Here is a 23,317-nt window from a genome sequence, read left to right on the forward strand (position 1 = left end):
GTTCCATCGGCAACGTCCAGGTCTACCAGCGCGCGATCACCGCGGCCGAAGCGTCCACCCTGTACGGCAACGGGCTGGCCGGGCGGCCGCTGGGCGATTCCTACAACACCACTACGTATACCTACGACCAGCGCGGGTTGCAGCTGTCGGAGACCGATCCCCTCGGGAACCGGGCGGACTACGCGTACGACGAGAACGACAACCTCGTCATCACGACCGGACCGGCCGTCAACGCCGAGACCAACGGCGGTACGCCGGTCTCAGCCCGGCCGGTCACCATCACCGGCTTCGACACCTTCGGCGACGAGGTCGAGGTCCAGGACGCCAGCGGCCAGGTCACCACGATCTCCCGGGACGCCGAGGGACGCGTCGCCAAGTCGACGCAGCCGTCGTACACGCCGCCGGGATCGGGTACGCCGATCGTGCCGACGATGTCCTACACCTACGACCGGGGCGGCCAGCTGCTCACCCAGACCGACCAGCTCGGCAAGACGACGACGTTCGTCTACGACCAGCTGGGCCGGGTGGCGAAGTCGACCGAGCCGAACGGGGCGGTGACCCGGTACGCGTACGACCTGGACGACAACCTGCTGCAGACGACCAATCCCCTGGGTGCGTACGCACAGTCCACCTACGACTTCGTGGGCCGGGAGACGTCGCAGACGCAGACCGAGCGGTCGACCGGGCAGGCGTTCACCACCCAGTACGCGTACACCACCGCCGGGTTCCTGCAGAAGATCACTCAGGCGTCCGGCGCGTACCAGACGTTCACGACCAACAACGCCGGTGACGCGACGGCGACGACGGACGCGTACGGCAACACGACGACCTACCAGTACGACTATCTCGGTCGCGAGTCCGCGGTCGCGATGCCCGACGGGTCGAAGCGGACGTCGGTCTACGACGAGCTGGGCAACGAGATCGCCGCGAAGGCGTACAGCTCCACCGGAGCGCTGATCTCGCAGATCACGTCGGCCTACGACGCGAACGGCAACCAGCTGTCCGCGACCGACGCGCTCGGGCACACCACGACGTTCACCTACGACGCGACCGGGTTCGTCACCGGGGAGACGCAGCCGATCTCGGCGACGGGCAACATCGTCACGTCGTTCGGCTACGACCTGATGGGCCACCGGACCCGCTACACCGACGGCCGCGGCAACAAGCACATCACGACCTACAACACCCTCGGCCTGACCGAATCGCAGATCGAACCGGCCACGGCCACGGACGCCAACGACCGCACCTGGACGACGAGCTACGACGCCGCCGGGCAGGCGGTCAAGCAGACGAGTCCCGGCGGGATCACGATCCTCAACGGGTACGACGCCGTGGGCAACCTGATCAGCCAGACCGGTGCCGGGGCGGAGGCGGCCACGGCCGACCGGTCCTTCGGCTACGACCTGGCCGGCCAGCTCACCTCGGCCAAGGCCGGCACCGCGACGGAGACGTTCGGCTACAGCGATCGCGGCCTGCTCACCTCGGCCACGGGCAACTCGGGGGCGTCGACCTTCGGGTACACGGCCGACGGCCTCGTCGCAAGTCGCCAGGACGCCGCCGGGACGAGCACGTACGCGTACGACAACGCCGACCGGCTCGTCACGGTGAACGACGGAAGCACGGGGCAGAGCGTCACCTACGGGTACGACAGCCTGTCCCGGTTGACGAAGGCAACGTACGGGGCGAGCGGCTATCGCGCGTACACCTACGACGCGGCCAGCCGCCTGGCGTCGGACACGCTGAAGACGTCGGCCAATGCCACGGTCGCGTCGGTGTCCTACGGCTACGACCTCAACGGCCGGGAGACGTCCAAGACGACGACCGGCTTCACCGGTTCGAGCACCAACACCTACACCTACGACTGGGCCAGCCGGTTGACGTCGTGGAACAACGGAACCACCACCACGACGTACGCGTACGACTCCTCCGGCAACCGGACGCAGATCGGCGGCCGGTTCCTCGTCTACGACGAGCGCGACGAGCTCACCGGGGACGGGCAGAAGACATACGCGTACACCGCTCGCGGGACGATGGCCTCGGCGGTGGCGAGCGGGTCGACGGAGACCTACGCCAGCGACGCGTACGGCCAGCAGACCCGCATCGGTACGCAGAACTACACCTACGACGGCCTCGGCCGGGTCCTGACCTCGGGCTCGACCACCCTCGCGTACTCCGGGGCCGGCAACGACGTCGCCTCGGACGGTGCGGCGACCTACAGCCGCGACCCCGACGGCGACGTGGTGGGGGTGAAGGCGGGCACGGCCGTGTTCGCCTGGACCGACCAGCACACGGACGTCGTGGGCCAGTTCACGGCGGCCGGGACGGCGCTGAGCGGTTCGACGGCGTACGACCCGCTGGGCAATGTCGTCAGCACCGCGAGCAAGCTGGGCAACCTGGGCTTCCAGTCGGAGTGGACCGATCCGACGACCGCCCGGGTGAACATGCTGTCGCGCTGGTACGACCCGGCGATCGGCCAGTTCGACAACCCCGACACGGCCGACAACGACCCGCTGCCGGACTCGATCGACGCCAACCGCTACCAGTACGGCGACGGCGACCCGTTGATGACCACGGACCCGACCGGGCACTGGGGCTGGAACCCGATCAAGGCCATCAAGAAGGCCGTCAAGAAGGTCTCGCACGCGGTCTCGCACTATGCGAGCTCGTCCTTCAACTACGCCTCCATGTACGCCCACTCGGCCTGGCACGCGGCGACCAAGGTGGCGCACAAGGTCTCACACGCGGTCAAGAAGGCCGTGAAGAAGGTCAAGAAGGCGATCCACAAGGTCGCCCGGGCGGTCAAACGCGCGGTGCACAGAGCCGTCCACTATGTACGGCATGTGGTGAAGAAGGCCACGCACTGGGTGAAGCACACCTACCAGCGGGCCAAACACTGGGTCGGCAAACAGGTCAACCACCTCAAGCAGAAGCTCAAGCAGGTCTACCACCGGGTGAAGCAGGCGGCGACCCATGTCGTCCAGAGGGTGGCCAAGGCCGCCAAGAGCGTCGCCCACTCCGTCAAGGACGCCTACAACGCCAGCGCCACCTGGGTGAAGGAACACAAGGACGCGATCATCCAGATCGGCGCGATCGTCGCCGGCGTGGCGGCCGGACTGGCCTGCACCGCCATCACCGCGGGCGTCGGAGCGGCCGCCTGCGCGATCGGTGCCGCGGCACTGATCAACCTCGGCAAGGACGCCGCGACCGGCAACATCCACAGCTTCGGCGACGCGCTGGGGTCGCTCGGCCAAGGTGCCCTGCAGGGTGGGATCGGCCTGGCCACCGGAGGTGTCGGCGGCCTGGTCGCGGGCAAGCTCGCCAGCGCCATGGGCGGCTTCGGGGCCAAACTCGGCGGCCGGATGCTCGCCGGATTCGTGTCCGGTGCCGTCACCGACGCCGGCGCCCAGTACGCCACCACCGGCCGGGTCGACCTGACCGGCGTGGCGATCTCCGGCGGCATCGGGGCGATGACCGGAGCGGTCGGCGGCCGGGCGGCCAAGAGCTGCCACAGTTTCCTGCCGACCACCTCGGTCCTGATGGCCGACGGGACGTCCAAGGCCATCAAGGACGTCAAGGTCGGCGACGTCGTCCTGGCGACCGACCCGATCACCGGCAAGACCACCCCGCACAAGGTCACCGAGGTCCACGTCAACCGCGACACCGACCTCGCCGACGTGACCGTGAAGGACGCGAAGTCCGGCAAGACCACGGTCCTGCACACGACGCAGCACCACCCGTTCTGGAACGCCGACCGCAAGGACTGGTCCGACGCGGCCGACCTCACCGCCGGAACCCGTCTGCGCGACACCGCCGGGCGTACCACGCTGGAAGTCGTCGACGTCCAGCTCTCGACGGGCAAGCAGGAGATGCGCGACCTCACGATCGAGGGCGTGCACACCTACTACGTCCTCGCCGAGGGCACGCCGATCCTGGTGCACAACGAGAACACCTGCCCGGTCCACGGATCGACCGCGCTGCCCGGTCGCGACCCGGCCGGGTGCACCTGCCCGGACCGCGTGCGGCCGCCGAAGCGTACCGGGGAGGAAGAGGGTGAATCGGTCAAGCAGGACGAGATCAACGACTACAAGCGGCTCAGTGACGAAGGCAAGCGCCAGCAGCAGGGCGTGCCGACGGTCGCCAAGAACATCAACACCGGGATCGACAACGTCGTGCATCACGGGCACGGGAACGTGGACATCGTCGGCACCGTGCTCATCTCCGGTGTGATCGTGGCCGGAAAGGTGAAACGGGGCTTCCAGGCCTGGCGCAACCGCCGCAACTCCGGTTCGCCGTAACCCCGCGAGGTCGGCGGAGGAGGGCGGAGCCGCATCGGCTCCGCCCTCCTGTGTCACACCGCCGCCAGTGCCTCCCGCAGACGCGTACCGTCGCGGCCGCCCGCCGTCGCCACCGGTCCCGTCCCGCCCGCGCCGCCGCCGACGATCCGCGCCGGACCGCGCAGCAGCTCGACCGCCACCCGGTCGTCGTTCACCGCCGCGATCAGCTGCGCCTTGCCGTCCACGACCTGCCCCAGCACCACCGTCCCCGGCGTACCGAGGTCGCTCGCGACGCGGGTCGCCACCGCGCGCAGCTCCGCCGGCGTCAGGTCCGCGACGGTCCCGGTCACGAGCCACCCGGGCCCGCGCGCCACCCGCTGTCCGGTCAGTCGCGCCACGAGCTCGTCCAGCTCCTTCCGCCGGTACGCCGAGAGCCGCCGTTCCGCGTCCGCCAGTGCCCCGAGCCGGTCGGCCAGCCGGGGAACCACACCGTCCAGATCGGACTTGAGGACGGTGGACACCTCGCGCAGCACCTCCCGTTCGCGGGACGCGTGCCGCAGCGCGTCCACGCCGACGAGCGCCGACACCCGGCGTACGCCGGAGCCGATCGAGGACTCGCCGAGCAGGCGTACCGGGCCCGCGAGCGCGCCCATGCCGACGTGCGTACCGCCGCACAGTTCCCGGGAGAAGTCGCCGATGTCGACGATGCGGACGGTCTCCCCGTACTTCTCGCCGAACAGCGCGGTCGCGCCCGCCGAGCGCGCCTCGTCGCGGGTCGCCTCCCAGACGCGTACCGCGGGGTTGTCGAGGACGCGCCGGTTGACGTGGTCCTCGATCTCGCCGAGGCGGCCCGGGTCAACCGCGTCGAAGTGCACGAAGTCGAACCGCAGCCGGCCCGGCTCGACCAGCGAACCGTGCTGGCGCGCGTGGTCGCCGAGGTGCTCGCGCAGGGTCGCGTGCAGCACGTGGGTCGCGCTGTGCGCCCGTTCGGTCGCGTGCCGGCGGTCCGCGTCGACCCGCGCCGTGACCGGGTCGCCGACCGCGATCGTCCCGCCGTCCAACCGTCCGGAGTGGACGAATACGCCGCCCGAGGAGCGGGTGGAGTCCACGCGTACGCGGCCGCCGTCAGGGAGCACGAGGATGCCGGAGTCGCCGATCTGGCCGCCCGCTTCCGCGTAGAACGGCGTGCGGTCGAGGACGACGTCCACCGGGCCGCCGGTGACCACGGGAACGGGGGAGCCGTCGACGAGCAGCCCGAGGACCGTCGCCTCCTCCGCCAGAGTGGAGTAGCCGAGGAAATCGGTCGCCGGCAGCCCGACCGGACCGCCCTGGCCGCCCTCACCCCGGTGCGTCCGCGCCCGATCCCGCTGCTCGCCCATCAGCCGCTCGAACTCGTCGCGGTCCAGGGACAGGCCCGCGTCCGCCGCGATCTCCATGGTCAGCTCGACCGGGAAGCCGTACGTGTCGTGCAGCGTGAACGCCGTCGAACCCGAAAGCTGTCCGCCGGACCCGGTCCGCGCCAGTTCGGTCGCGAGCAGCCGGCCGCCCTGGCGCAGCGTACGCGCGAACGCCTCCTCCTCCCGCGCCACGACCTCGGAGATCGTGGTCGCGCCGGTGGACAGCTCGGACCAGACGCCACCCAGGTTCTCGACCACGGTCGCGACCAGGTCCGCCGCGAACGGCTCGGTGAGCCCGAGCAGGCCGCCGTGCCGCAGCGCGCGCCGGACCAGGCGGCGTAGGACGTAGCCGCGGCCCTCGTTGCCGGGCAGGATCCCGTCGCCGATGAGGAACGCCGCCGCCCGCAGGTGGTCGGTGACGATCCGGAACGACACCCGCTCGGACCCGGTCGCCTCCGCGTACGCCTTGCGGGACAGCTCTTCCAGCCGCAGCAGGGTCGGCCGGAGGAGGTCGGTGTCGGTGATGTGCTCGACGCCCTGGACGACCATCGCCAGCCGGTCGACGCCGAGGCCGGTGTCGATGTTGCGGTGCGGCAGCTCGCCGAGGATGTCCTCATCGGACTCGCCGCGCCGCAGGTTCATGAAGACGAGGTTCCAGAGCTCCAGGAACCGCTCGTTGTTCGCCGCCGGGCCGCCGTCGCGGCCGAACCGTTCGCCCCGGTCGTAGAAGATCTCCGAGCACGGACCGCCCGGCCCGGGCAGCCCGGTCGACCAGAAGTTGTCCTCGGTACCGAGGCGCTGGATGCGGCTGTCCGGCAGGCCGACCGAGCGCCACAACGCGTACGCGTCGTCGTCGGTCGTGAAAACGGTCGCCCACAAGCGATCCGGGTCGAGCCCGAACCCCTCGGTCATCAGCGCGTACGCCCAGGGGACGATCTCGTCCTTGAAGTAGTCGCCGAAGGAGAAGCTGCCCAGCATCTCGAAGCAGGTCGCGTGCCGGGTGGTGTGCCCGATGCGCTCGATGTCGACGGTGCGTACGCAGCGCTGCAAGGAGGACGCGCGCTGCCAGGGCGGCGTGCGTTCGCCGGTGAAGTAGGGCTTGAACGGGACCATCCCCGCGTTGACGAGCAGCAGCGAGGGATCGTCGGGTATGAGTGGACTCGACGGTACGCGGACGTGCCCGAGCCGGTCGAAGAAGTCCAGGAAGGTGTCGCGGATCTGCTGGGAGCGCATGGGTCGGCCTTTCGGAACGAAAGAGGGCCGACGCCGGCAGCACCCGCTGGACGCGGGGCGCCTCGCCGCCGCGCGGATGCGCGGCCGTCTGCGGGCGTACGGAGAAAAGGAGAAGCGGGCAGGTCTCGCCGAGCCGGGCCGAGTGATCAGGCGAGGACGAGGTCCCCGGCCGCCGACTCAGCGCGACTAGCTCGCCGCTGCTCCTGTGACATGTCGCCCAGCCTACAGCACGACGGCTTTACCCAGCGGTTGGTTACTGCTACGGTTCATTACATGAGTAAAGAACCGACGGACTGAGGCCCGCGGTGTTCGACGACCGCAGCCCGATCTACCAGCAGATCGCGGACAAGATCAAAGACGACGTCCTCCGGGGCGTTCTCAGCCCCGACGACCAGGTCATGTCGACCAACCAGTACGCCGCCTACTACCGCATCAACCCGGCCACGGCCGCCAAGGGCTTCCAGCGGCTCATGGAGGAAGGCGTGCTCTACAAGAAGCGAGGCATCGGCATGTTCGTCGCCCCCGACGCGCCGGAGCGTCTGCGTACCGAGCGCCGCGAGCGGTTCTTCGCCGACGTGGTGGATCCGATGATCGCCGACGCGCAGGCGGTCGGCGTACCCCTCGCCGACATCGTGCGGCACATCGAGAAAGGTGGCTCCCGATGAGCCTCGGAGTCGAGGTCGCCGACCTCTCCGTCCGCTACGGCGACGTGACGGCGCTCGACGGGCTGAGCTTCACGCTCGCCCCGGGCAAGATCTACGGCCTGCTCGGGCGCAACGGCTCGGGCAAGTCCACCCTGCTGTCGGTGCTGGCCGCGTTCCGCCGCCCGGCCGCCGGCCGCGTCCTCGTCGACGGTCAGGACCCCTTCGAGAACCCCTCGGTCATGAGCCGCATCTGTTTGATCCGGGAGGGCGGCGACCTGTACTCCTCCGCCCGCGTACGCGATGTCGTCGGCTTCGCCGCCTGCGTACGCGAGGGGTTCGACAAGGCGTACGCCGATCGCCTGCTCGACGTCTTCCAGATCCCGCGGCGCCGGCGGGTGCAGGCGCTGTCCCGGGGGCAGCGCAGCGCCCTGGGTTCGGTCCTGGGCCTGGCGAGCCGCGCCCCACTGACCATATTGGACGAAGCCTACCTGGGGATGGACGCGCCCTCGCGATACACCTTCTACGACGCGCTGCTCGAGGACTACGCCGAGCACCCGCGCACGATCATCCTCTCGACGCACCTCATCGAGGAGGTCGCGCGGCTGCTGGAGGAGGTCGTGATCATCGACCGCGGTCGGCTCGTGCTGGCCGGCGACACCGAGGACGTACGCGCGCGGGGCGTCACCGTGACCGGCCGGGCGGCCGAGGTCGACGCGTTCACGGCCGGGCTGACCGTGCTCAACTCGCAGACCCTGGGCGCCACGAAGTCGGCGACGGTCTTCGGCCCGCTCGACGACGAGCGGCGGGACCGGGCGCGTACCTACGAACTCGACCTGGGTCCGGTCGCACTGCAGGACCTGTTCGTCCACCTCACCCGGGAGAGCGTCCGATGAGCCCGATCCTCCGCTCGATGTGGCACAACTACCGGTACACGTTCCTGATCTACTGGATCATCATGGGCCTCTTCATCGTGGCCGCGCAGATCATGGTCTCGAACACGACCGACCAGGACGCCGTGTACGCCGGCCTGACGAACTTCGCCCCGCCCAAGTACTTCCTGTCGGTCATGGGCGTGCTGTTCGTCATCGTGAACCTGCCGGTCTACGTGGCGCACGGGGTCAGCCGCCGGCGCTACATGACCGGCACGGCCGTGTTCGCCGCGCTGATCGGGGCCACGTACGCGCTGATCTCGATGATCGCCATCACCGTCAACCTCGGCTTCGCCGGCCGCCTCGACGGAGCGCTCATCAGCCGGGTCGGATTCGCGCACCTGCTGACGGACTACGCGTACATGGGGGCGGGCTGGCTCATCGGAGTGACGTACTACCGCTACGGCCCTTGGTACGCAACGTTTCTGCTGCCGTTCACGACGTCACCCGCCTGGCTGACCGACGGAGTCTTCAACTCGTTGTGGACGACCAGCCCGTTCACGGTCCAGAACCTGGCCCTCCGGCTCCCGTACGCGCTGGCGGTCCTGGCCGCGCTCGCCTGCATCGCGGGCGCCGTCGCCGCCGGGTACGCCCTCGCCCGGACCGTCCCCCTCAAACCCCGCCGCGCCTGACCCGGGTTCCCGCTCAGCCCTTACCTTTGTCGCGACTGTCCGATATGTACACCCGGACTTCCGGCGATCTTGCGCGAATGTCCCGAATTTCGTCCGGAGTGCCGGAAATGCCCGGACATTCGCGCAAGATCGCCGAACGCCTCGACGATCCGGGGCGCCGCCTGACCCGGCCCCGTCGGGCTTTGTCGCTACCGTCCGACTCCGGCCCGGTCGGCTCCTGGGCCGACTGGCCTTTGTCGCGACTATCCGATATGGGTGCTCGCTGGCGGGCCGGAGGAGTGATCGTTTACGGCTCAGGTGTAAAACGGCCACCGAGTGCATGATCGTTTACGGTTCTGGAGCACGCTGACCGCCCCTGGCTACACCTGACACGCAAACGATCATGCAGATCGGGCCGGATTTACACCCCACCCGTCATCGATCAAGAAAACGGCGACCCCGGCCCACCCACCGGAAGATCCTTCCCACACCCCGGGAGAAAGCCGACGATCAAGCAGCTCACCCAAGATCCACAGCGCCCCACATGTAGCAGACCGCCCCCTACCCACACCCCAGCCGCAAACGATCACCGACGAACCGGCCCACCCCACCCCCGTACCGGACAGTCACGACAAAGCCCGGGGTAGGCCGACCACAGCCGCGGCATGACCGCGACCCGAGCGTCGGGCGTTCCGAGGGTGGATCTTGAACCCGCGAAGGTCAGGGGGTGAAGCGGTACCCGAGCCCCGGGTCGGTACGCAGATGGCGGGGCCGGCTGGGCTCCGGTTCCAGCTTCCGGCGCAGGTTCGCCATGTGCACCCGCAGGTAGTTGGTCTCCGTCTCGTACCGCGGTCCCCAGACCTCGTGCAGCATCTGCCGGTGGGTGATCAGCCGGTCGGGGTTGCGGACCAGCATCTCCAGCACGTGCCATTCGGTCGGCGTCAGCCGGATCTCCGTCCCGTCCGCGCCGAGTACCCGCCGCGCGGTCAGGTCCACGGTGAACGCGTCCGTACGCACGATCGGGATCTGCTCCACCGGCACCGATCGGCGCAGCGCGGCGCGTACGCGGGCCAGCAGCTCGCCGATCGCGAACGGCTTGGTGACGTAGTCGTCGGCGCCCGCGTCCAACGCGTCGATCTTCGACTCCTCGGTGAGCCGGGCGGACAGCACGATGATCGGGGTCGCCGACCAGCCGCGGAGCGCCTCGACGACGCGTACGCCGTCGAGGTCGGGCAGGCCGAGGTCGACGATGACGAGGTCGAGCGGGCCGCGCTGGGCGGCGAGCAGCCCGCTGGTCCCGTCGGGCGCCAGGCTCACCTCGTAGCCGCGCGCGGTCAGCGCGATCCGCAGCGCCCGCAGCAGCTGCTTGTCGTCGTCGACGACCAGGATGTGGGTCATGGCGCCGCCGGCAAGGTGATGATCATCGTCAGGCCGCCGCCGGGCGTCTCCGCCGCGACGATCGTCCCGCCCATCGCCTCCGTGAACCCGCGCGCGATGGCCAGGCCGAGGCCCAGCCCGCCGCGCGCGCTGCGGTCGTCCAAGCGCTGGAACGGCACGAACATCCGCTCCCGGTCCGCGGCGGGCACCCCGGGTCCGCGGTCCGCGATCCGCAACTGCAGCTTCCGGTCCGCGCGTCGCCCGATCACCTGCACGGGTACGCCTTCCGGCGCGACCTGGTGCGCGTTGGCGAGGACGTTGGCCACCACGCGTTCGAGCAGGCCCGGATCGGCGTACGCGAGGGGGAGGTCGTCGGGCACGTCGAGGTCCACGGCGACCGGTTCGGCCTGGTGCATCAGGGCGGCCGCGACGATCTCGTCGAGCGCGACCGGCCGGGCGTGGACGCTGAGCGCGCCCGCCTGGAGCCGGCTGAGGGCGAGCAGGTTCTCGACGAGATCGGCCATCTTGTCGGCCGACTCCTCGATCGTCTCCAGCAGCTCCGCCTGCTCGGCCGGGGCGAGGTCCAGGTCGGGGTCGCGCAGTCCGGAGACGCCCGCCTTGATCCCGGCCAGCGGCGTACGCAGATCGTGGCCGACCGCCGCGAGCAGGGCCGCCCGCAACCGGTCGATCTCGGCCAGCTCGGTCGCGTGGGCGGCCTGGAGGGCGAGCTGTTCCGCCTGGTGCGTACGCGCCGCGGCGGCCGCCAGCCGGGCGAGGAACCGGGGATCGGGCGCGAAGATCGGCGGCCCCTCGACGATCAGCGTCAGCCCTTGCCCGGCGGCCACCGACAGCACCCGGTTCCCGCCGACCTGACCGCCCACCGCCGCGACGACCGTGCCGTCGTCGTCGAGGAGAGCGGCCGTGTCCATGTGGAGGGACGCGCGTACGTGGTCGAGGAGGGTCTGCGTCGAGCCCTGGCCGACCGGTTCGGCACTGATCCGGGCGAGCAGTTCCGCCTCGATCCCGGTACGCGCGGCGGCCGCCCGCTGCCGGGCCGCCACGTCGACGGCGAGGCTGACCGTCGCCGCCACGGCCACGTACGCGATCAGGGTGATCACGTGGTCCCGGCTCTCCACGCTCAACGTGTGGTAGGGCGGGATGAAGTAGAAGTTGACGACCAGGTCGGAGACGACGGCCGTGGCCAGCGAGACGGCCAGGCCGCCGACGACCGCGGTCACCACGACGACGACCAGGTACAGCAGCACGACGCTGCTCAGCGAGATTCCCACGGGCAGTCCCCGCAGGACCAGGGTCAGCCCGACCAGGCCGGCCACGGCGACCAGCGAGCCGGCGAGCAGCCGGCGGGTGGCGGCCGGGCGGCGCGCGGGCAGAGGCATACCAGCCAAGTTAACGGGTGGCCCCGGCGATCGCGGGCACATCCGGCCGTGGCTCGGCCGCCGGGGCGGGAGCGTCCGGCGGGGTGCCCGGCGAGCCGGCCGGAGCGGCAGCGGGCTCGGCGGACTCCAGCTGCCACGGCACGCTCGTCACCATCACGCCGCGCTGGAACAGCAGCCGCGCCTTGAGCCGCAGCGCCGACTGGTTGTGCAGCAGGTGTTCCCACCAGCGGTCGACCACGTACTCCGGGATGAACACCACGATGAGGTCCCGCGGCCGTTCGCGGTGCAGCTCGGCGATCCAGCCCAGCACCGAACCGGTGATGTCGCGGTACGGCGAGTCGATGACCGTCAACGGCACCGGGATGTCGTGCTCGTCCCATTCCTGCTGGAGATGGCGTACCTCCTCGGGGGTGATCGCGACCGTCAGCGCGGTGAGGCTGTCGGGGCGGGTCGCGCGCGCGTACGCGAGGGCCTGAATGGTCGGCCGGTGCAGGCGGGAGACGAGCACGACGGCCCGGATCCGGCTGGGCAGGACCATGCCGCCGGGAGCGGGCGCCAACTCCGCCGCGACCCGGTCGTAGTGGCGGCGGATGCCGCGCATCATCGCGTACAGGATGGGGATGGCGATCACGACCAGGTACGCGCCGTGCGTGAACTTCGTGACGGTGACGATGACGAGCACGAGCCCGGTGAAGCAGGCGCCGAAGGCGTTGATGAGCCGGGAGTGGTGCATACGCCGGCGCGCGGCCGGGTCGCGCTCGACGCGCAGCAGCTTGTTCCAGTGCCGGACCATGCCGGTCTGCGACAGGGTGAACGAGGTGAAGACGCCCAGGATGTAGAGCTGGATGAGGCTCGTGACCGACCCCGCGTACGCGTAGATCAGCGCCCCCGCGATGAGCGCGAGCAGCAGGATCCCGTTGGAGAAGGCGAGCCGGTCGCCGCGGGTGTGCAGCTGGCGGGGCAGGTACCGGTGCTCGGCGAGGATCGAGCCGAGCAGCGGGAAGCCGTTGAAGGCGGTGTTGGCCGCGAGGATGAGGATCAGGGCCGTGGCCGTCTGGATGTAGAAGAAGAACGGCGAGCCGGTGCCCCCGAAGACGGCCGCGGCGAGCTGCGCGATGACCGTACGCTGCGCGTCCGTGGTGCAGTTGCCGGTGAACCCGACGAGGTCGCAGGCGTTCTCGACGTAGTGCACCTTCGCGATGAGAGCGAGCGCCGTGATCCCGGCGAACATCACGATGGACAGGATCCCCATCGCGGCCATCGTCCGGGCGGCGTTCTCCCCCTTGGGTTTCCGGAACGCCGGTACGCCGTTGGAGATCGCCTCGGCGCCGGTGAGCGCGGTGCAGCCGGACGAGAACGCGCGCAGGGCCAGGAGCAGGAGGGCGAGACCGGTCAGCCCCACGTGCCCGGGTGCGGGGATGATGTGCCACCCGGCGCTCTCCGCGACCGGCGGCCGCCCGATCGCGACCTGCACGAGACCCGTACCGATCATCGCGAGGATGCCGACGACGAACAGGTAGGTCGGCACGGCGAAGATCCGGCCGGACTCGCGTACGCCGCGCAGGTTCAGGGCGGCCAGCAGCGCGACGAAGACCAGGTTGACCAGTACCCGGTAGGGGTTCAGCTGCGGCAGCGCCGAGATGATGTTGTCCACGCCGGCCGCCACCGAGACGGCGACGGTCATGATGTAGTCCACCATCAGCGCGGCGGCCACCACGAGACCGGCGGAGCGGCCGAGGTTCTCGCTCGCCACCTCGTAGGACCCGCCCCCGCTCGGGTACGCCCGCACGACCTGCCGGTACGACAGCACGACCACGCCCAGCAGCACGATGACGCCGAGCCCGACCCAGGGCGCCAGGTACAGGTACGCCATCCCGCCGAGGGTCAGGACGAGCAGGATCTCCTGGGTGGCGTACGCGACCGAGGACAGGGGGTCGCTGGCGAAGATGGGCAGCGCGATGCGCTTGGGCAGCAGTTGTTCCGTCAGCCGGTCGCTGCGCAACGGGCGGCCGACCACGACCCTCTTCAGATCCAGCACACCTCCAGTGCACCGGGCGCGGGCGCGCGCGTACCTGATCTTGATGACTTCTTGACGACGTCCCGGACCTTCTTGACGGACTGTTGGCGCCCGCCCGGACCCCGCGTAGGGAAAGCGTCAAGAAACCGGGCGGCCCCGTAGGGAGAGCGTCAAAGCCCCTGCCCGCCGGACTCCCGCCGGCGTTGACTTCGCCACATGCGTGATCTCGTGTTCGTCGTCGTGACCGTGGCCTGTTTCGGGCTCATGGCCTTGCTGGTCCGGGGGGCGGAACGGCTGTGAACGCCGCCAACATCGCCGGGCTGATCGTCGCGGTCGCCCTGGCCGTCTTCCTGGTCGTCGCTTTGATCAAACCGGAGCGCTTCTAACATGAACCCCACCCTTGCGGGCATCCTCTTCATCGCGTCGCTGATCGCGGCGCTGGCGCTCGCGTACCGCTTCCTCGGCGACTACATGTACCGGGTCCTCACGTCGGCCCGGCACACGGCGGTCGAACGCGGCGTCTACCGCGCCGTCGGCGTCGACCCCGACGCCGATCAACGCTGGACCGCGTACGCGCGCAGCGTACTCGCCTTCTCCGCCGTCTCCCTGCTCTTCCTGTACGCCCTCCAGCGTTTCCAGGGGCACCTCTGGCAACTGGGTACGCATTTCGTCGGCGTACCGGCCGATCTCGCCTGGAACACGGCCGTCAGCTTCACCACGAACACGAACTGGCAGGCGTACTCGGGTGAGGCGACGATGAGCCACGTCACCCAGATGGCCGGGCTCGCCGTGCAGAACTTCGTGTCCGCGGCCGTCGGCGTCGCCGTGGCGCTGGCCGTGGTCCGGGGCTTCATCCGCAGCCGGACCGATCGGCTCGGCAACTTCTGGGTCGACCTCGTACGCGTCTGCTGGCGGATCCTGCTGCCGATCTCGATCGTCGGGGCGGTGGTCCTCGTCGCCGGCGGCGCGGTGCAGAACTTCACCGGCGGCCACGACGCGACGACGCTCACCGGCGCCGCGCAGCACATCACCGGCGGCCCGGTGGCCAGCCAGGAGGTCATCAAGGAGCTGGGCACCAACGGCGGCGGCTTCTACAACGTCAACAGCGCCCATCCGTTCGAGAACCCGACGAGCTGGACGAACTGGCTGGAGATCTTCCTGCTGCTGTGCGTCGGCTTCTCGATGCCGCGCGTCTTCGGCCGCATGGTCGGCGACAAGCGCCAGGGCCGCGCGATCGTGACGGTGATGGCGATCCTCGCGATCGGCGGCGTCGTCCTGGTCAATTGGGCGCAGCTGCACCACGGCGGCACGGTCCCGACCGCTGTCGGCGCGGCCACCGAAGGCACGGACCTGCGCTTCGGCGTCTCGAACTCGGCCACCTTCGCCGGTGCGACCACGCTCACCTCGACCGGTGCGGTGGACTCGTTCCACGACTCGTACACCGCCTTCGGCGGGGCCGTGACGATGTTCGACATGATGCTCGGCGAGGTCGCGCCGGGCGGCACCGGCACCGGCCTCTACGGCATGCTCGTGCTGGCCGTGATCACGGTCTTCGTCGCCGGGCTGATGGTCGGCCGGACGCCGGAGTACCTGGGCAAGAAGATCGGTGCCCGGGAGATCAAGTTCGCCTCGCTCTACTTCCTGGTCACCCCGGCGATCGTGCTCATCGGCGCCGCCGCCGCGATGGCGACGAAGAACCACGAGACCGCGCTCAACACCGGCCCGCACGGCTTCTCCGAAGTCCTGTACGCGTTCACGTCGGCGGCCAACAACAACGGCTCGGCGTTCGCCGGGATCACGGTGAACACGACGTGGTGGAACACGGCGCTCGGCCTCGCGATGCTGTTCGGCCGGTTCCTGCCGATCATCTTCGTGCTCGGCCTCGCCGGTTCCCTGGCGGCGCAGAAGCCGGTGCCGGCCTCGGCGGGGACGCTGCCGACGCACAAGCCGCTGTTCATCGGGCTGCTCGTCGGGGTCACGCTGATCCTCGTCGCCCTGACCTTCCTGCCCGCCCTCGCCCTCGGCCCGCTGGCGGAGGGGCTGTCATGAGCGGGACCGCCACCAGAACTGCCAAGGAAACCCCTATGCCTGCACGTTCCTCGCGGGTGTCCGGCGGCCTGCTGGACCCGCAACAGTTGATCAAGTCGTTGCCGGACGCCGTACGCAAGCTCAACCCGGGCACGCTGTGGCGCAACCCGGTGATGTTCATCGTCGAGATCGGGGCGGTGTTCACGACGGTCCTGGCGGTCGCGAAGCCGTCGTTCTTCGCCTGGGCGATCGTGGTGTGGCTGTGGCTGACCGTGCTGTTCGCCAACCTGGCCGAGGCCGTCGCCGAGGGCCGGGGCAAGGCGCAGGCGGACACGCTGCGCAAGGCCAAGACCCAGACGATGGCCCGTCGTCTGACCGCCTGGCCGGGTGCCCTGGACGAGGAGCCGGTCGCGGCGCCGGAGCTGCGGCAGGGCGACTTCGTGGTGGTCGAGGCCGGTCAGGTCGTCCCCGGCGACGGCGACGTCGTCGAGGGCATCGCGAGCGTCGACGAGTCGGCGATCACGGGCGAGTCCGCGCCGGTGATCCGTGAGTCGGGCGGCGACCGCAGCGCGGTCACGGGCGGCACGAAGGTGTTGTCGGACCGCATCGTCGTCAAGATCACGCAGAAGCCGGGCGAGAGCTTCATCGACCGGATGATCGCGCTGGTCGAGGGCGCGAACCGGCAGAAGACGCCGAACGAGATCGCCCTCAACATCCTGCTCGCCGCGCTGACGGTCATCTTCCTGCTGGCGACCGTGACGCTCCAGCCGATGGCGATCTTCGCCAAGGGCTGGCAGGCCGCGGCGCCCGACACGCTCGCCCTGGACGGGCACGGTGTGACCGGGATCGTGCTGGTGTCGCTGCTGGTCTGCCTGATACCGACCACGATCGGCGCGCTGCTGTCGGCGATCGGGATCGCGGGCATGGACCGGCTCGTCCAGCGCAACGTGCTGGCGATGTCGGGCCGCGCGGTCGAGGCCGCCGGCGACGTGAACACGCTGCTGCTGGACAAGACCGGCACGATCACGCTGGGCAACCGGCAGGCGAGCGAGTTCATCGAGGTACGCGGAGTCGACGAGACGGTCCTCGCGGACGCGGCCCAGCTGTCCAGCCTCGCCGACGAGACCCCCGAGGGCCGTTCCGTCGTCGTCTTCGCCAAGCAGCAGTACGGCCTGCGTGAACGGGAGGCGGGCGAGCTGACCCACGCCACCTGGATCGAGTTCACCGCGCAGACGCGTATGTCCGGAGTGGACCTGTCCGAGAACGGGAGCACGCGCCGGATCCGCAAGGGCGCCGCGACCGCCGTCATGAAGTGGGTACGCGAGAACGGCGGCAAGCCCACCGACGACGTCGGCGGACTGGTCGACGGCATCAGCGCCTCGGGCGGTACGCCGCTCGTCGTCGCCGAGCACGTGGACGGGCAGCCCGCCCGGGCTCTGGGCGTCATCCACCTGAAGGACGTCGTGAAGCAGGGCATGCGGGAGCGGTTCGACGAGATGCGGGCGATGGGCATCCGCACGGTGATGATCACGGGCGACAACCCGTTGACCGCGAAGGCGATCGCCGAGGAGGCGGGGGTCGACGACTTCCTGGCCGAGGCGACGCCCGAGGACAAGCTGGCCCTGATCAAGAAGGAGCAGGAGGGCGGCAAGCTCGTCGCGATGACCGGCGACGGTACGAACGACGCGCCCGCCCTGGCGCAGGCGGACGTCGGCGTGGCGATGAACACGGGTACGTCGGCCGCGAAGGAGGCCGGCAACATGGTCGACCTCGACTCCGATCCGACGAAACTGATCGAGATCGTGGAGATCGGCAAGCAGCTGCTCATCACCCGCGGGGCGCTGACCACCTTCTCGATCGCCAACGACATCGCGAAGTACTTCGCGATCATCCCGGCCATGTTCGCGGCGGTGTACCCGTCGCTGAACACGCTCAACATCATGCGGCTGCACAGCCCGCAGTCGGCGATCCTGTCGGCGGTGATCTTCAACGCGATCATCATCGTGATCCTGATCCCGCTCGCCCTGCGCGGGGTGCGCTACCGGCCCGGCAGCGCGGCCGCGATGTTGCGCCGCAACCTGTGGATCTACGGCCTGGGCGGCATCGTCGCGCCGTTCCTCGGCATCAAACTCATCGACCTTCTCATTCAGTTCCTCCCGGGGATGTAACGCCATGCGCCTGCCAAGTTGGATCACTCAGCACCTCGCCGCCCTGCGCGCGGTCCTCGTCCTCACCGTCCTGTTGGGAATCCTCTATCCCCTCGCCGTCACCGGGATCGTGCAGCTGCCCGGCCTGCGGGACAACGCGAACGGCTCCCTGGTGAAGACCGGCGAGACGACGGTCGGCAGCTCGATCGTCGGCCAGGCCTTCACGGACGCGGACGGGAATCCGCTGAAGCAGTACTTCCAGTCCCGGCCCTCGGCCGCGGGCGCCGGGTACGACATGGACTCGACCAGCGCGAGCAACCTCGGCCCGGAGAGCATCGAGGACACCCTCGGCGATCCGGCCCTCGACCCGAACTCGGCCGACGGCGACGGCAGCAGCCAGGCGCTGCTGAGTCAGGTCTGCTCGCGGAGCAAGGCCGTCGGTGAACTCGAAGGCGTCGACGGCAGCCGGCCGTACTGCACCGCCGACGGGCTCGGCGCGGTGCTGCGGGTCTTCTACAGCGACGGCCTGTCCGGGACGGTCACCCGGGCGGTCAGCGTCAACCAACGCTGCCCGGCCACCCCGTTCATCGGCACCTACGAGGGCGTCACCGTCGAATGCGCGAAGTTCGGCGAGGACTACTCGGGCGGCGTACTCGTGCCGGTGCGGGGGGACGCTCCGGCGGATCCGGCCGTGCCCGCCGACGCGGTGACGGCCAGTGGCTCCGGGCTCGACCCGAACATCAGCGTCGCGTACGCCGATCTGCAGGTGAACCGGATCGCCCAGGCCCGGGGCATCACCACCGACCAGGTGAGGGCCCTCGTCGCGAAGAACACCACGGGACGCGCCCTGGGATTCATGGGTGAGCCCGCGGTGAACGTGCTGGAACTTAACCTGGACCTGGACAGCACCTACCCGTTCCACGGCTGACCAGGACACCGGGCGCGCGCCGAGAGGAGAGACCATGCCACGCGGAACCCTCCGTGTGTACCTCGGCGCCGCGCCCGGCGTCGGCAAGACCTACAAGATGCTCGAAGAGGGGCACCGTCGGGCCGAGCGGGGGACCGACGTGGTGGTCGGCCTCGTCGAGACCCACGGCCGGAAGTGGACGAACGCGCTCGTCGGCGGCCTGGACATCGTCCCGCGCAAGGCGGTGCAGTACCGGGGCGCGGAGTTCACCGAGATGGACGTGGACGCCGTCCTGGCCCGCGGCCCGGCGGTGGTCCTCGTCGACGAGTTCGCCCACACGAACGTGCCCGGCGGGCGCAACGCCAAGCGCTGGCAGGACGTCGCCGAGCTGCTCGACGCCGGCATCTCCGTGATCACCACGCTCAACATCCAGCACATCGAGTCGCTCAACGACGTCGTCGAGCAGATCACGAAGGTGCCGCAGCGCGAGACCGTGCCGGACGAGATCGTCCGGCAGGCCGCCCAGATCGAGCTGGTCGACATGACCGCCGAGGCGCTGCGCAGCCGGATGGCGCACGGCAACATCTACGCGCCGGACAAGGTCGACGCCGCGCTCGGCAACTACTTCCGCGTCGGCAACCTCACCGCCCTGCGCGAGCTGGCCCTGCTGTGGCTCGCCGACAAGGTCGACGACCAGCTCGAACGCTACCGGGCCGAGCACGGGATCGGCGGCACCTGGGAGGCCCGCGAACGCGTGGTCGTCGCGCTGACCGGCGGCCCCGAAGGCGACACGCTCGTCCGCCGGGCCGGCCGGATCGCCGACCGGCTCAAGGGCGCCGAGCTGCTCGCCGTCCACGTCGCCCGCAGCGACGGGCTGTCCGCCGGCGTCGACCCGGCACACCTCGCGCGGCAACGCGTACTGGCGGAGGGGATCGGGGGGAGCTATCACCAGGTCGTGGGGGACGACGTCCCCCGGGCCCTGCTCGACTTCGCCCGCGGCGTCAACGCCACCCAGCTCGTCCTCGGCGCCAGCCGCCGCGGCCGGTTCGCCCAGCTCTTCTCGCCCGGCGTCGGCGTCACCACCACCGCCGAGTCCGGCCCGATCGACGTCCACCTCGTCAGCCACGAGGAGACCAAGCGGGGGCGCCCGCGTACGCGAACCGGCGGCGGCCTGGACCCGAGGCGCCGGATCGCCGGGTTCGTGCTGGCCCTGGTCCTGCTGCCGCTGCTGACCTTCGGGCTGGACGCCGGCCGGGACGCGCTGGGCCTGCCGAGCGACATCCTGATCTTCCTGACCGCCGTCGTCCTCATCGGACTCGTCGGCGGGATCTGGCCCGCCGTGGCCGCTGCGGTCGCCGGGTTCCTGCTGCTGAACTACTACTTCACGCCGCCGGTCCACGAGTGGACGATCAACGAGACCGAGAACCTGCTGGCCCTCCTCGTCTTCCTGCTGGTCGCCGTGGCGGTCAGCCTGACCGTGGACCTGGCCGCCCGGCGTACGCGGGAAGCGGCCCGGGCCCGTGCCGAGGCGGAGACGCTGTCCACGGTGGCCGGAAGCGTTCTGCGGGGTGAACGGCCCCTTCCGGCGTTGCTGGAGCAGTTACGCGAGACGTTCGCGCTGGCCAGCGTCACGCTGCTGGAACGGCGGCCGGACACGCCGCGCTCGCCCGACCTGCGCCGCGATCCGGCGAAGTGGCTGGTGGCCGCGTCGGTGGGCGGTCGCCCGGCGTTCAGCCCGGCGGACGGGGACGTGGAGGTGCCGGTGGACGAGACGCTGTCGCTGGTGCTGAGCGGGCATCCGCTGGCCGCCGCCGACCAGCGGGTCGTCGAGGCGTTCGCCGCCCAGGCCGCGATCGCGCTGCGCCAGGAGCGGCTCGCCGAGCGGGCCGCGGCCGCCGAACCGCTGGTCGAGGTCGACCGGGTCCGCACGGCGCTGCTGCGGGCGGTCAGCCACGATCTGCGTACGCCGCTGACCGGTGCCAAGGCCGCGATCAGCAGCCTGCGCAGCCCGGACGTCGAATTCGGCGACGAGGACCGGGCCGAACTGCTCGCCGCCGCCGACGAGAGCCTGGACAAGCTGGGGCACCTCGTCGACAACCTGCTCGACATGTCACGGTTGCAGGCGGGCGCTCTCGGCGTACACCGGCAGGGATGCAGCGTGACCGAGGTCGTGGCGCACGTGATGCGCGAACTCGGGCCGGTCGCGGCGGGGGTGCCCCTGAGCGTGCCCGACGAGGTGCCGGAGGTGCTCGCGGACCCGGCGCTGCTGGAGCGGATCCTGGTGAACCTGCTGGCCAACGCGCTGCGCTACAGCCCGCGCGACCGGCCGCCGACGGTCTCGGCCAGCGAGCACGACGACCGGGTGGAGATCCGCATCATCGACCACGGGCCGGGCATTCCGGCCGAGGAGCGCGAGCAGGTGTTCCTGCCGTTCCAGCGGCTCGGCGACCGGGACAACGCGGTCGGGGTGGGCCTGGGCCTGGCGCTGTCGCGGGGCCTGGCCGAGGCGATGGACGGCACCCTGTGGCCGGAGAATACGCCGGGCGGCGGCCTGACGATGGTGGTGAGCCTGCCGGTGTCGCTGCCGGTGAACGAGGAGGAGACCGAGTGACGCGGGTCCTGATCGTCGACGACGAGCCGCAGATCCTGCGGGCGTTGCGGATCAATCTGACCGCCCGCCAGTACGAGGTGCTGGTGGCGGCCGACGGTACGGCGGCGCTGCAGGTGGCGGCGCACGACCGGCCGGATCTCGTGGTGCTCGACCTGGGCCTGCCCGACCTGGACGGGGTCGAGGTGATCCGCAAGCTGCGGACCTGGACGCCGGTGCCGATCATCGTGCTGTCCGGCCGGGTCGGCAGCTCGGACAAGGTCGACGCGCTCGACGCCGGGGCGGACGACTACGTGACGAAGCCGTTCAACGTCGACGAGCTGCTGGCCCGCATCCGGGCGGTCACCCGCCGGCAGGGCGGAGCCGAGCCCACCGCCCCCGTACGCATCGGCCGGTTCACGATCGACCTCGCCGCCCGGACGGCCGTGGCGGACTCGGGCGAATCCGTCCACCTCACCAAGACCGAATGGCACCTCCTCGACATCCTGGTACGCAATCCGGGCGCTCTCGTCACGCAGCGTTATCTATTGCAGCAAGTCTGGGGACCGACGTATCTCCATGAAACCCACTATCTCCGTCAATACCTGGCTCAACTGCGCCGGAAGCTGGAGTACGACCCCGCCAGGCCCCGCCACCTGCTCACGGAGCCTGGAATGGGGTACCGGTACGCGCCTTGACATCGTCCGGCGTGACGAGATCGATTGGAGGCTTCGGGCGCCCTTGGTTACTCTCGCTGCATGGTCACCCCCGGACGACGCCTCCTCGCCGTGCTGACCGTCCTGCTCTCGCTGGCCTTCTTCGCGGCGGATCCCGCGGCGGCGGCAGCACCTGGCGACAGCGAAGGCGGCACGGCGAAACTGCGGACGGCGCTCGACGAGGCCACCCGCGGCTACCTCGACGCGAAGAACGCGCTCGCGGCCTCGCAGGCGAAGCAGAAAGACCTCACCAGCCAGCTGACCACCCTGCAAACCCGGTACGCCGACGCCACCAAAGCGGTCGGCCAGGTCGCCGACGCCGCGTACCGGTCCGGTCGGCTCGGCACGATATCGGCCCTGCTCGGCTCGAACTCACCGGAGGAGTTCATCGAGCGGGCGTACTCGCTCAACGCCGTGGCGGTCACGTCCAGCGGCAAACTCAAGGAGATGACCGACGCCCGGGACCGGGTCACCACGGCCAAGGCGGAGATCGAGGCGGCCATCGCCGACCAGCAGAAGCAGGTCCAGGTGATGGCGGCCCGCAAGAAGCAGGCCGAGGACGCGCTCATCGCCGCGGGCGGCGGGGCGAGCGTACCGGGGTTCGGCGGGTTGTCGAAGACGGCCACTCCGGCCCCCCGCAACTCCGACGGCTCCTGGCCGAAGGAGTCCTGCAGCGTCGACGATCCGACCACCAGCGGCTGCATCACCCCGCGTACCCTGCACGCGATGCAGGAAGCCAAGAAGGCCGGCTTCACGCACTACGTCTCGTGCTACCGCCCGTCCGGCGAAGGCGAGCACCCGAAGGGCCGGGCCTGCGACTTCGCGGCCGCGAAGACCGGCTTCGAGGGCGTCGCGTCCGGTGCCGACAAGACGTACGGCACCAACCTCGCCAACTTCTTCATCAAGAACGCCGACAACCTGGGCGTGCTCTACGTGATCTGGTTCCGCCGGATCTGGCTGCCCGGCTCCGGCTGGAAGTCCTACAGCGGCTGCTGCGATCCCGCGGCGACGCACGAGAACCACGTCCACCTGTCCATGTATTAGCGCAGGGCG

At 70.2% G+C, this 23,317-nt stretch carries 15 protein-coding genes; 11 read left to right on the top strand and 4 right to left on the bottom strand.

Annotation, left to right across the window (positions count from 1 at the left end; genetic code table 11):
• A partial coding sequence (locus G401_RS53695; protein ID WP_027346101.1) for a polymorphic toxin-type HINT domain-containing protein occupies positions 1 to 4,295 on the top strand: 4,295 nt, incomplete at its 5' end.
• Positions 4,296 to 4,348: 53 nt separating this feature from the next.
• Here G401_RS53695 and alaS read toward each other — a convergent pair.
• Complete coding sequence (gene alaS, locus G401_RS0134610) at positions 4,349 to 6,904, bottom strand: alanine--tRNA ligase (RefSeq protein WP_027346102.1); 2,556 nt, start codon at positions 6,902 to 6,904, stop codon at positions 4,349 to 4,351.
• A 305-nt stretch (positions 6,905 to 7,209) separates the two neighbouring features.
• On the opposite strand from alaS, the gene G401_RS0134615 reads away from it, so the two are divergent.
• From G401_RS0134615 to G401_RS0134625, 3 genes are read left to right on the top strand one after another with little or no spacing between them, the layout of a single operon-like run.
• Positions 7,210 to 7,569, top strand: a complete 360-nt coding sequence (locus G401_RS0134615) for a GntR family transcriptional regulator (RefSeq protein ID WP_027346103.1) — start codon at positions 7,210 to 7,212, stop codon at positions 7,567 to 7,569.
• Complete coding sequence (locus tag G401_RS0134620) at positions 7,566 to 8,441, top strand: ABC transporter ATP-binding protein (RefSeq protein ID WP_027346104.1); 876 nt, start codon at positions 7,566 to 7,568, stop codon at positions 8,439 to 8,441. The genes G401_RS0134615 and G401_RS0134620 overlap by 4 nt, the downstream gene beginning before the upstream one ends.
• Positions 8,438 to 9,109 carry a hypothetical protein gene (locus tag G401_RS0134625; RefSeq protein ID WP_027346105.1) on the top strand — a complete coding sequence of 224 codons (672 nt, stop codon included), beginning with the start codon at positions 8,438 to 8,440 and terminating at the stop codon, positions 9,107 to 9,109. Before G401_RS0134620 ends, G401_RS0134625 begins: the two co-directional genes overlap by 4 nt.
• A 699-nt stretch (positions 9,110 to 9,808) precedes the next feature.
• On the opposite strand, the gene G401_RS0134630 is transcribed toward G401_RS0134625, so the two are convergent.
• The 3 genes from G401_RS0134630 to G401_RS50430 are packed head-to-tail and all read right to left on the bottom strand — an operon-like array spanning position 9,809 to position 13,900.
• The gene (locus G401_RS0134630; RefSeq protein WP_027346106.1) at positions 9,809 to 10,486 is read right to left on the bottom strand and encodes a response regulator; all 678 of its coding nucleotides are present in this window, start codon (positions 10,484 to 10,486) and stop codon (positions 9,809 to 9,811) included.
• On the bottom strand, positions 10,483 to 11,862 hold the full coding sequence (locus tag G401_RS0134635; RefSeq protein ID WP_027346107.1) for a sensor histidine kinase: 1,380 nt from the start codon (positions 11,860 to 11,862) through the stop codon (positions 10,483 to 10,485). Before G401_RS0134635 ends, G401_RS0134630 begins: the two co-directional genes overlap by 4 nt.
• Before the next feature lie 10 nt (positions 11,863 to 11,872).
• Positions 11,873 to 13,900 carry an APC family permease gene (locus G401_RS50430; RefSeq protein WP_084557952.1) on the bottom strand — a complete coding sequence of 676 codons (2,028 nt, stop codon included), beginning with the start codon at positions 13,898 to 13,900 and terminating at the stop codon, positions 11,873 to 11,875.
• Positions 13,901 to 14,175: 275 nt separating this feature from the next.
• Between G401_RS50430 and kdpF the strand changes: the two genes are divergently transcribed.
• Genes kdpF through G401_RS0134680 form a run of 7 tightly spaced genes read left to right on the top strand, consistent with a single transcriptional unit; the run spans position 14,176 to position 23,308 of the window.
• Positions 14,176 to 14,265 carry a K(+)-transporting ATPase subunit F gene (gene kdpF, locus G401_RS54240; protein WP_064741926.1) on the top strand — a complete coding sequence of 30 codons (90 nt, stop codon included), beginning with the start codon at positions 14,176 to 14,178 and terminating at the stop codon, positions 14,263 to 14,265.
• Between the two features lies 1 nt (position 14,266).
• A complete protein-coding gene (gene kdpA / locus G401_RS0134655; RefSeq protein WP_027346108.1) occupies positions 14,267 to 15,928 on the top strand; it encodes a potassium-transporting ATPase subunit KdpA in 1,662 nt (553 codons plus the stop codon).
• Positions 15,929 to 15,963: 35 nt separating this feature from the next.
• The gene (kdpB, locus tag G401_RS0134660) at positions 15,964 to 18,075 is read left to right on the top strand and encodes a potassium-transporting ATPase subunit KdpB (RefSeq protein WP_245601971.1); all 2,112 of its coding nucleotides are present in this window, start codon (positions 15,964 to 15,966) and stop codon (positions 18,073 to 18,075) included.
• A gap of 4 nt (positions 18,076 to 18,079) precedes the next feature.
• Positions 18,080 to 18,982: a potassium-transporting ATPase subunit C gene (locus tag G401_RS0134665; protein WP_027346110.1), complete on the top strand. Its 903-nt coding sequence runs from the start codon at positions 18,080 to 18,082 to the stop codon at positions 18,980 to 18,982.
• A gap of 34 nt (positions 18,983 to 19,016) precedes the next feature.
• Complete coding sequence (locus tag G401_RS0134670; RefSeq protein ID WP_027346111.1) at positions 19,017 to 21,572, top strand: DUF4118 domain-containing protein; 2,556 nt, start codon at positions 19,017 to 19,019, stop codon at positions 21,570 to 21,572.
• Positions 21,569 to 22,246, top strand: a complete 678-nt coding sequence (locus G401_RS0134675; protein ID WP_027346112.1) for a response regulator — start codon at positions 21,569 to 21,571, stop codon at positions 22,244 to 22,246. The genes G401_RS0134670 and G401_RS0134675 overlap by 4 nt, the downstream gene beginning before the upstream one ends.
• Before the next feature lie 60 nt (positions 22,247 to 22,306).
• Positions 22,307 to 23,308, top strand: coding sequence for a coiled-coil domain-containing protein (locus G401_RS0134680; protein WP_027346113.1), 1,002 nt, complete (start codon positions 22,307 to 22,309; stop codon positions 23,306 to 23,308).
• The last annotated feature ends 9 nt before the right edge of the window (positions 23,309 to 23,317 follow it).

Origin of the sequence: Hamadaea tsunoensis DSM 44101, from assembly GCF_000428945.1 — a bacterium.
Lineage (GTDB): Bacteria > Actinomycetota > Actinomycetes > Mycobacteriales > Micromonosporaceae > Hamadaea > Hamadaea tsunoensis.

Coding starts and splice junctions, on each gene's coding strand:
- alaS (WP_027346102.1), bottom strand. CDS start 6,904: ATGCGCTCCCAGCAGATCCGCGACACCTTCCTGGACTTCTTCGACCGG.
- G401_RS0134620 (WP_027346104.1), top strand. CDS start 7,566: ATGAGCCTCGGAGTCGAGGTCGCCGACCTCTCCGTCCGCTACGGCGAC.
- G401_RS0134625 (WP_027346105.1), top strand. CDS start 8,438: ATGAGCCCGATCCTCCGCTCGATGTGGCACAACTACCGGTACACGTTC.
- G401_RS0134630 (WP_027346106.1), bottom strand. CDS start 10,486: ATGACCCACATCCTGGTCGTCGACGACGACAAGCAGCTGCTGCGGGCG.
- G401_RS0134635 (WP_027346107.1), bottom strand. CDS start 11,862: ATGCCTCTGCCCGCGCGCCGCCCGGCCGCCACCCGCCGGCTGCTCGCC.
- kdpA (WP_027346108.1), top strand. CDS start 14,267: ATGAACCCCACCCTTGCGGGCATCCTCTTCATCGCGTCGCTGATCGCG.
- kdpB (WP_245601971.1), top strand. CDS start 15,964: ATGCCTGCACGTTCCTCGCGGGTGTCCGGCGGCCTGCTGGACCCGCAA.
- G401_RS0134665 (WP_027346110.1), top strand. CDS start 18,080: ATGCGCCTGCCAAGTTGGATCACTCAGCACCTCGCCGCCCTGCGCGCG.
- G401_RS0134670 (WP_027346111.1), top strand. CDS start 19,017: ATGCCACGCGGAACCCTCCGTGTGTACCTCGGCGCCGCGCCCGGCGTC.
- G401_RS0134680 (WP_027346113.1), top strand. CDS start 22,307: ATGGTCACCCCCGGACGACGCCTCCTCGCCGTGCTGACCGTCCTGCTC.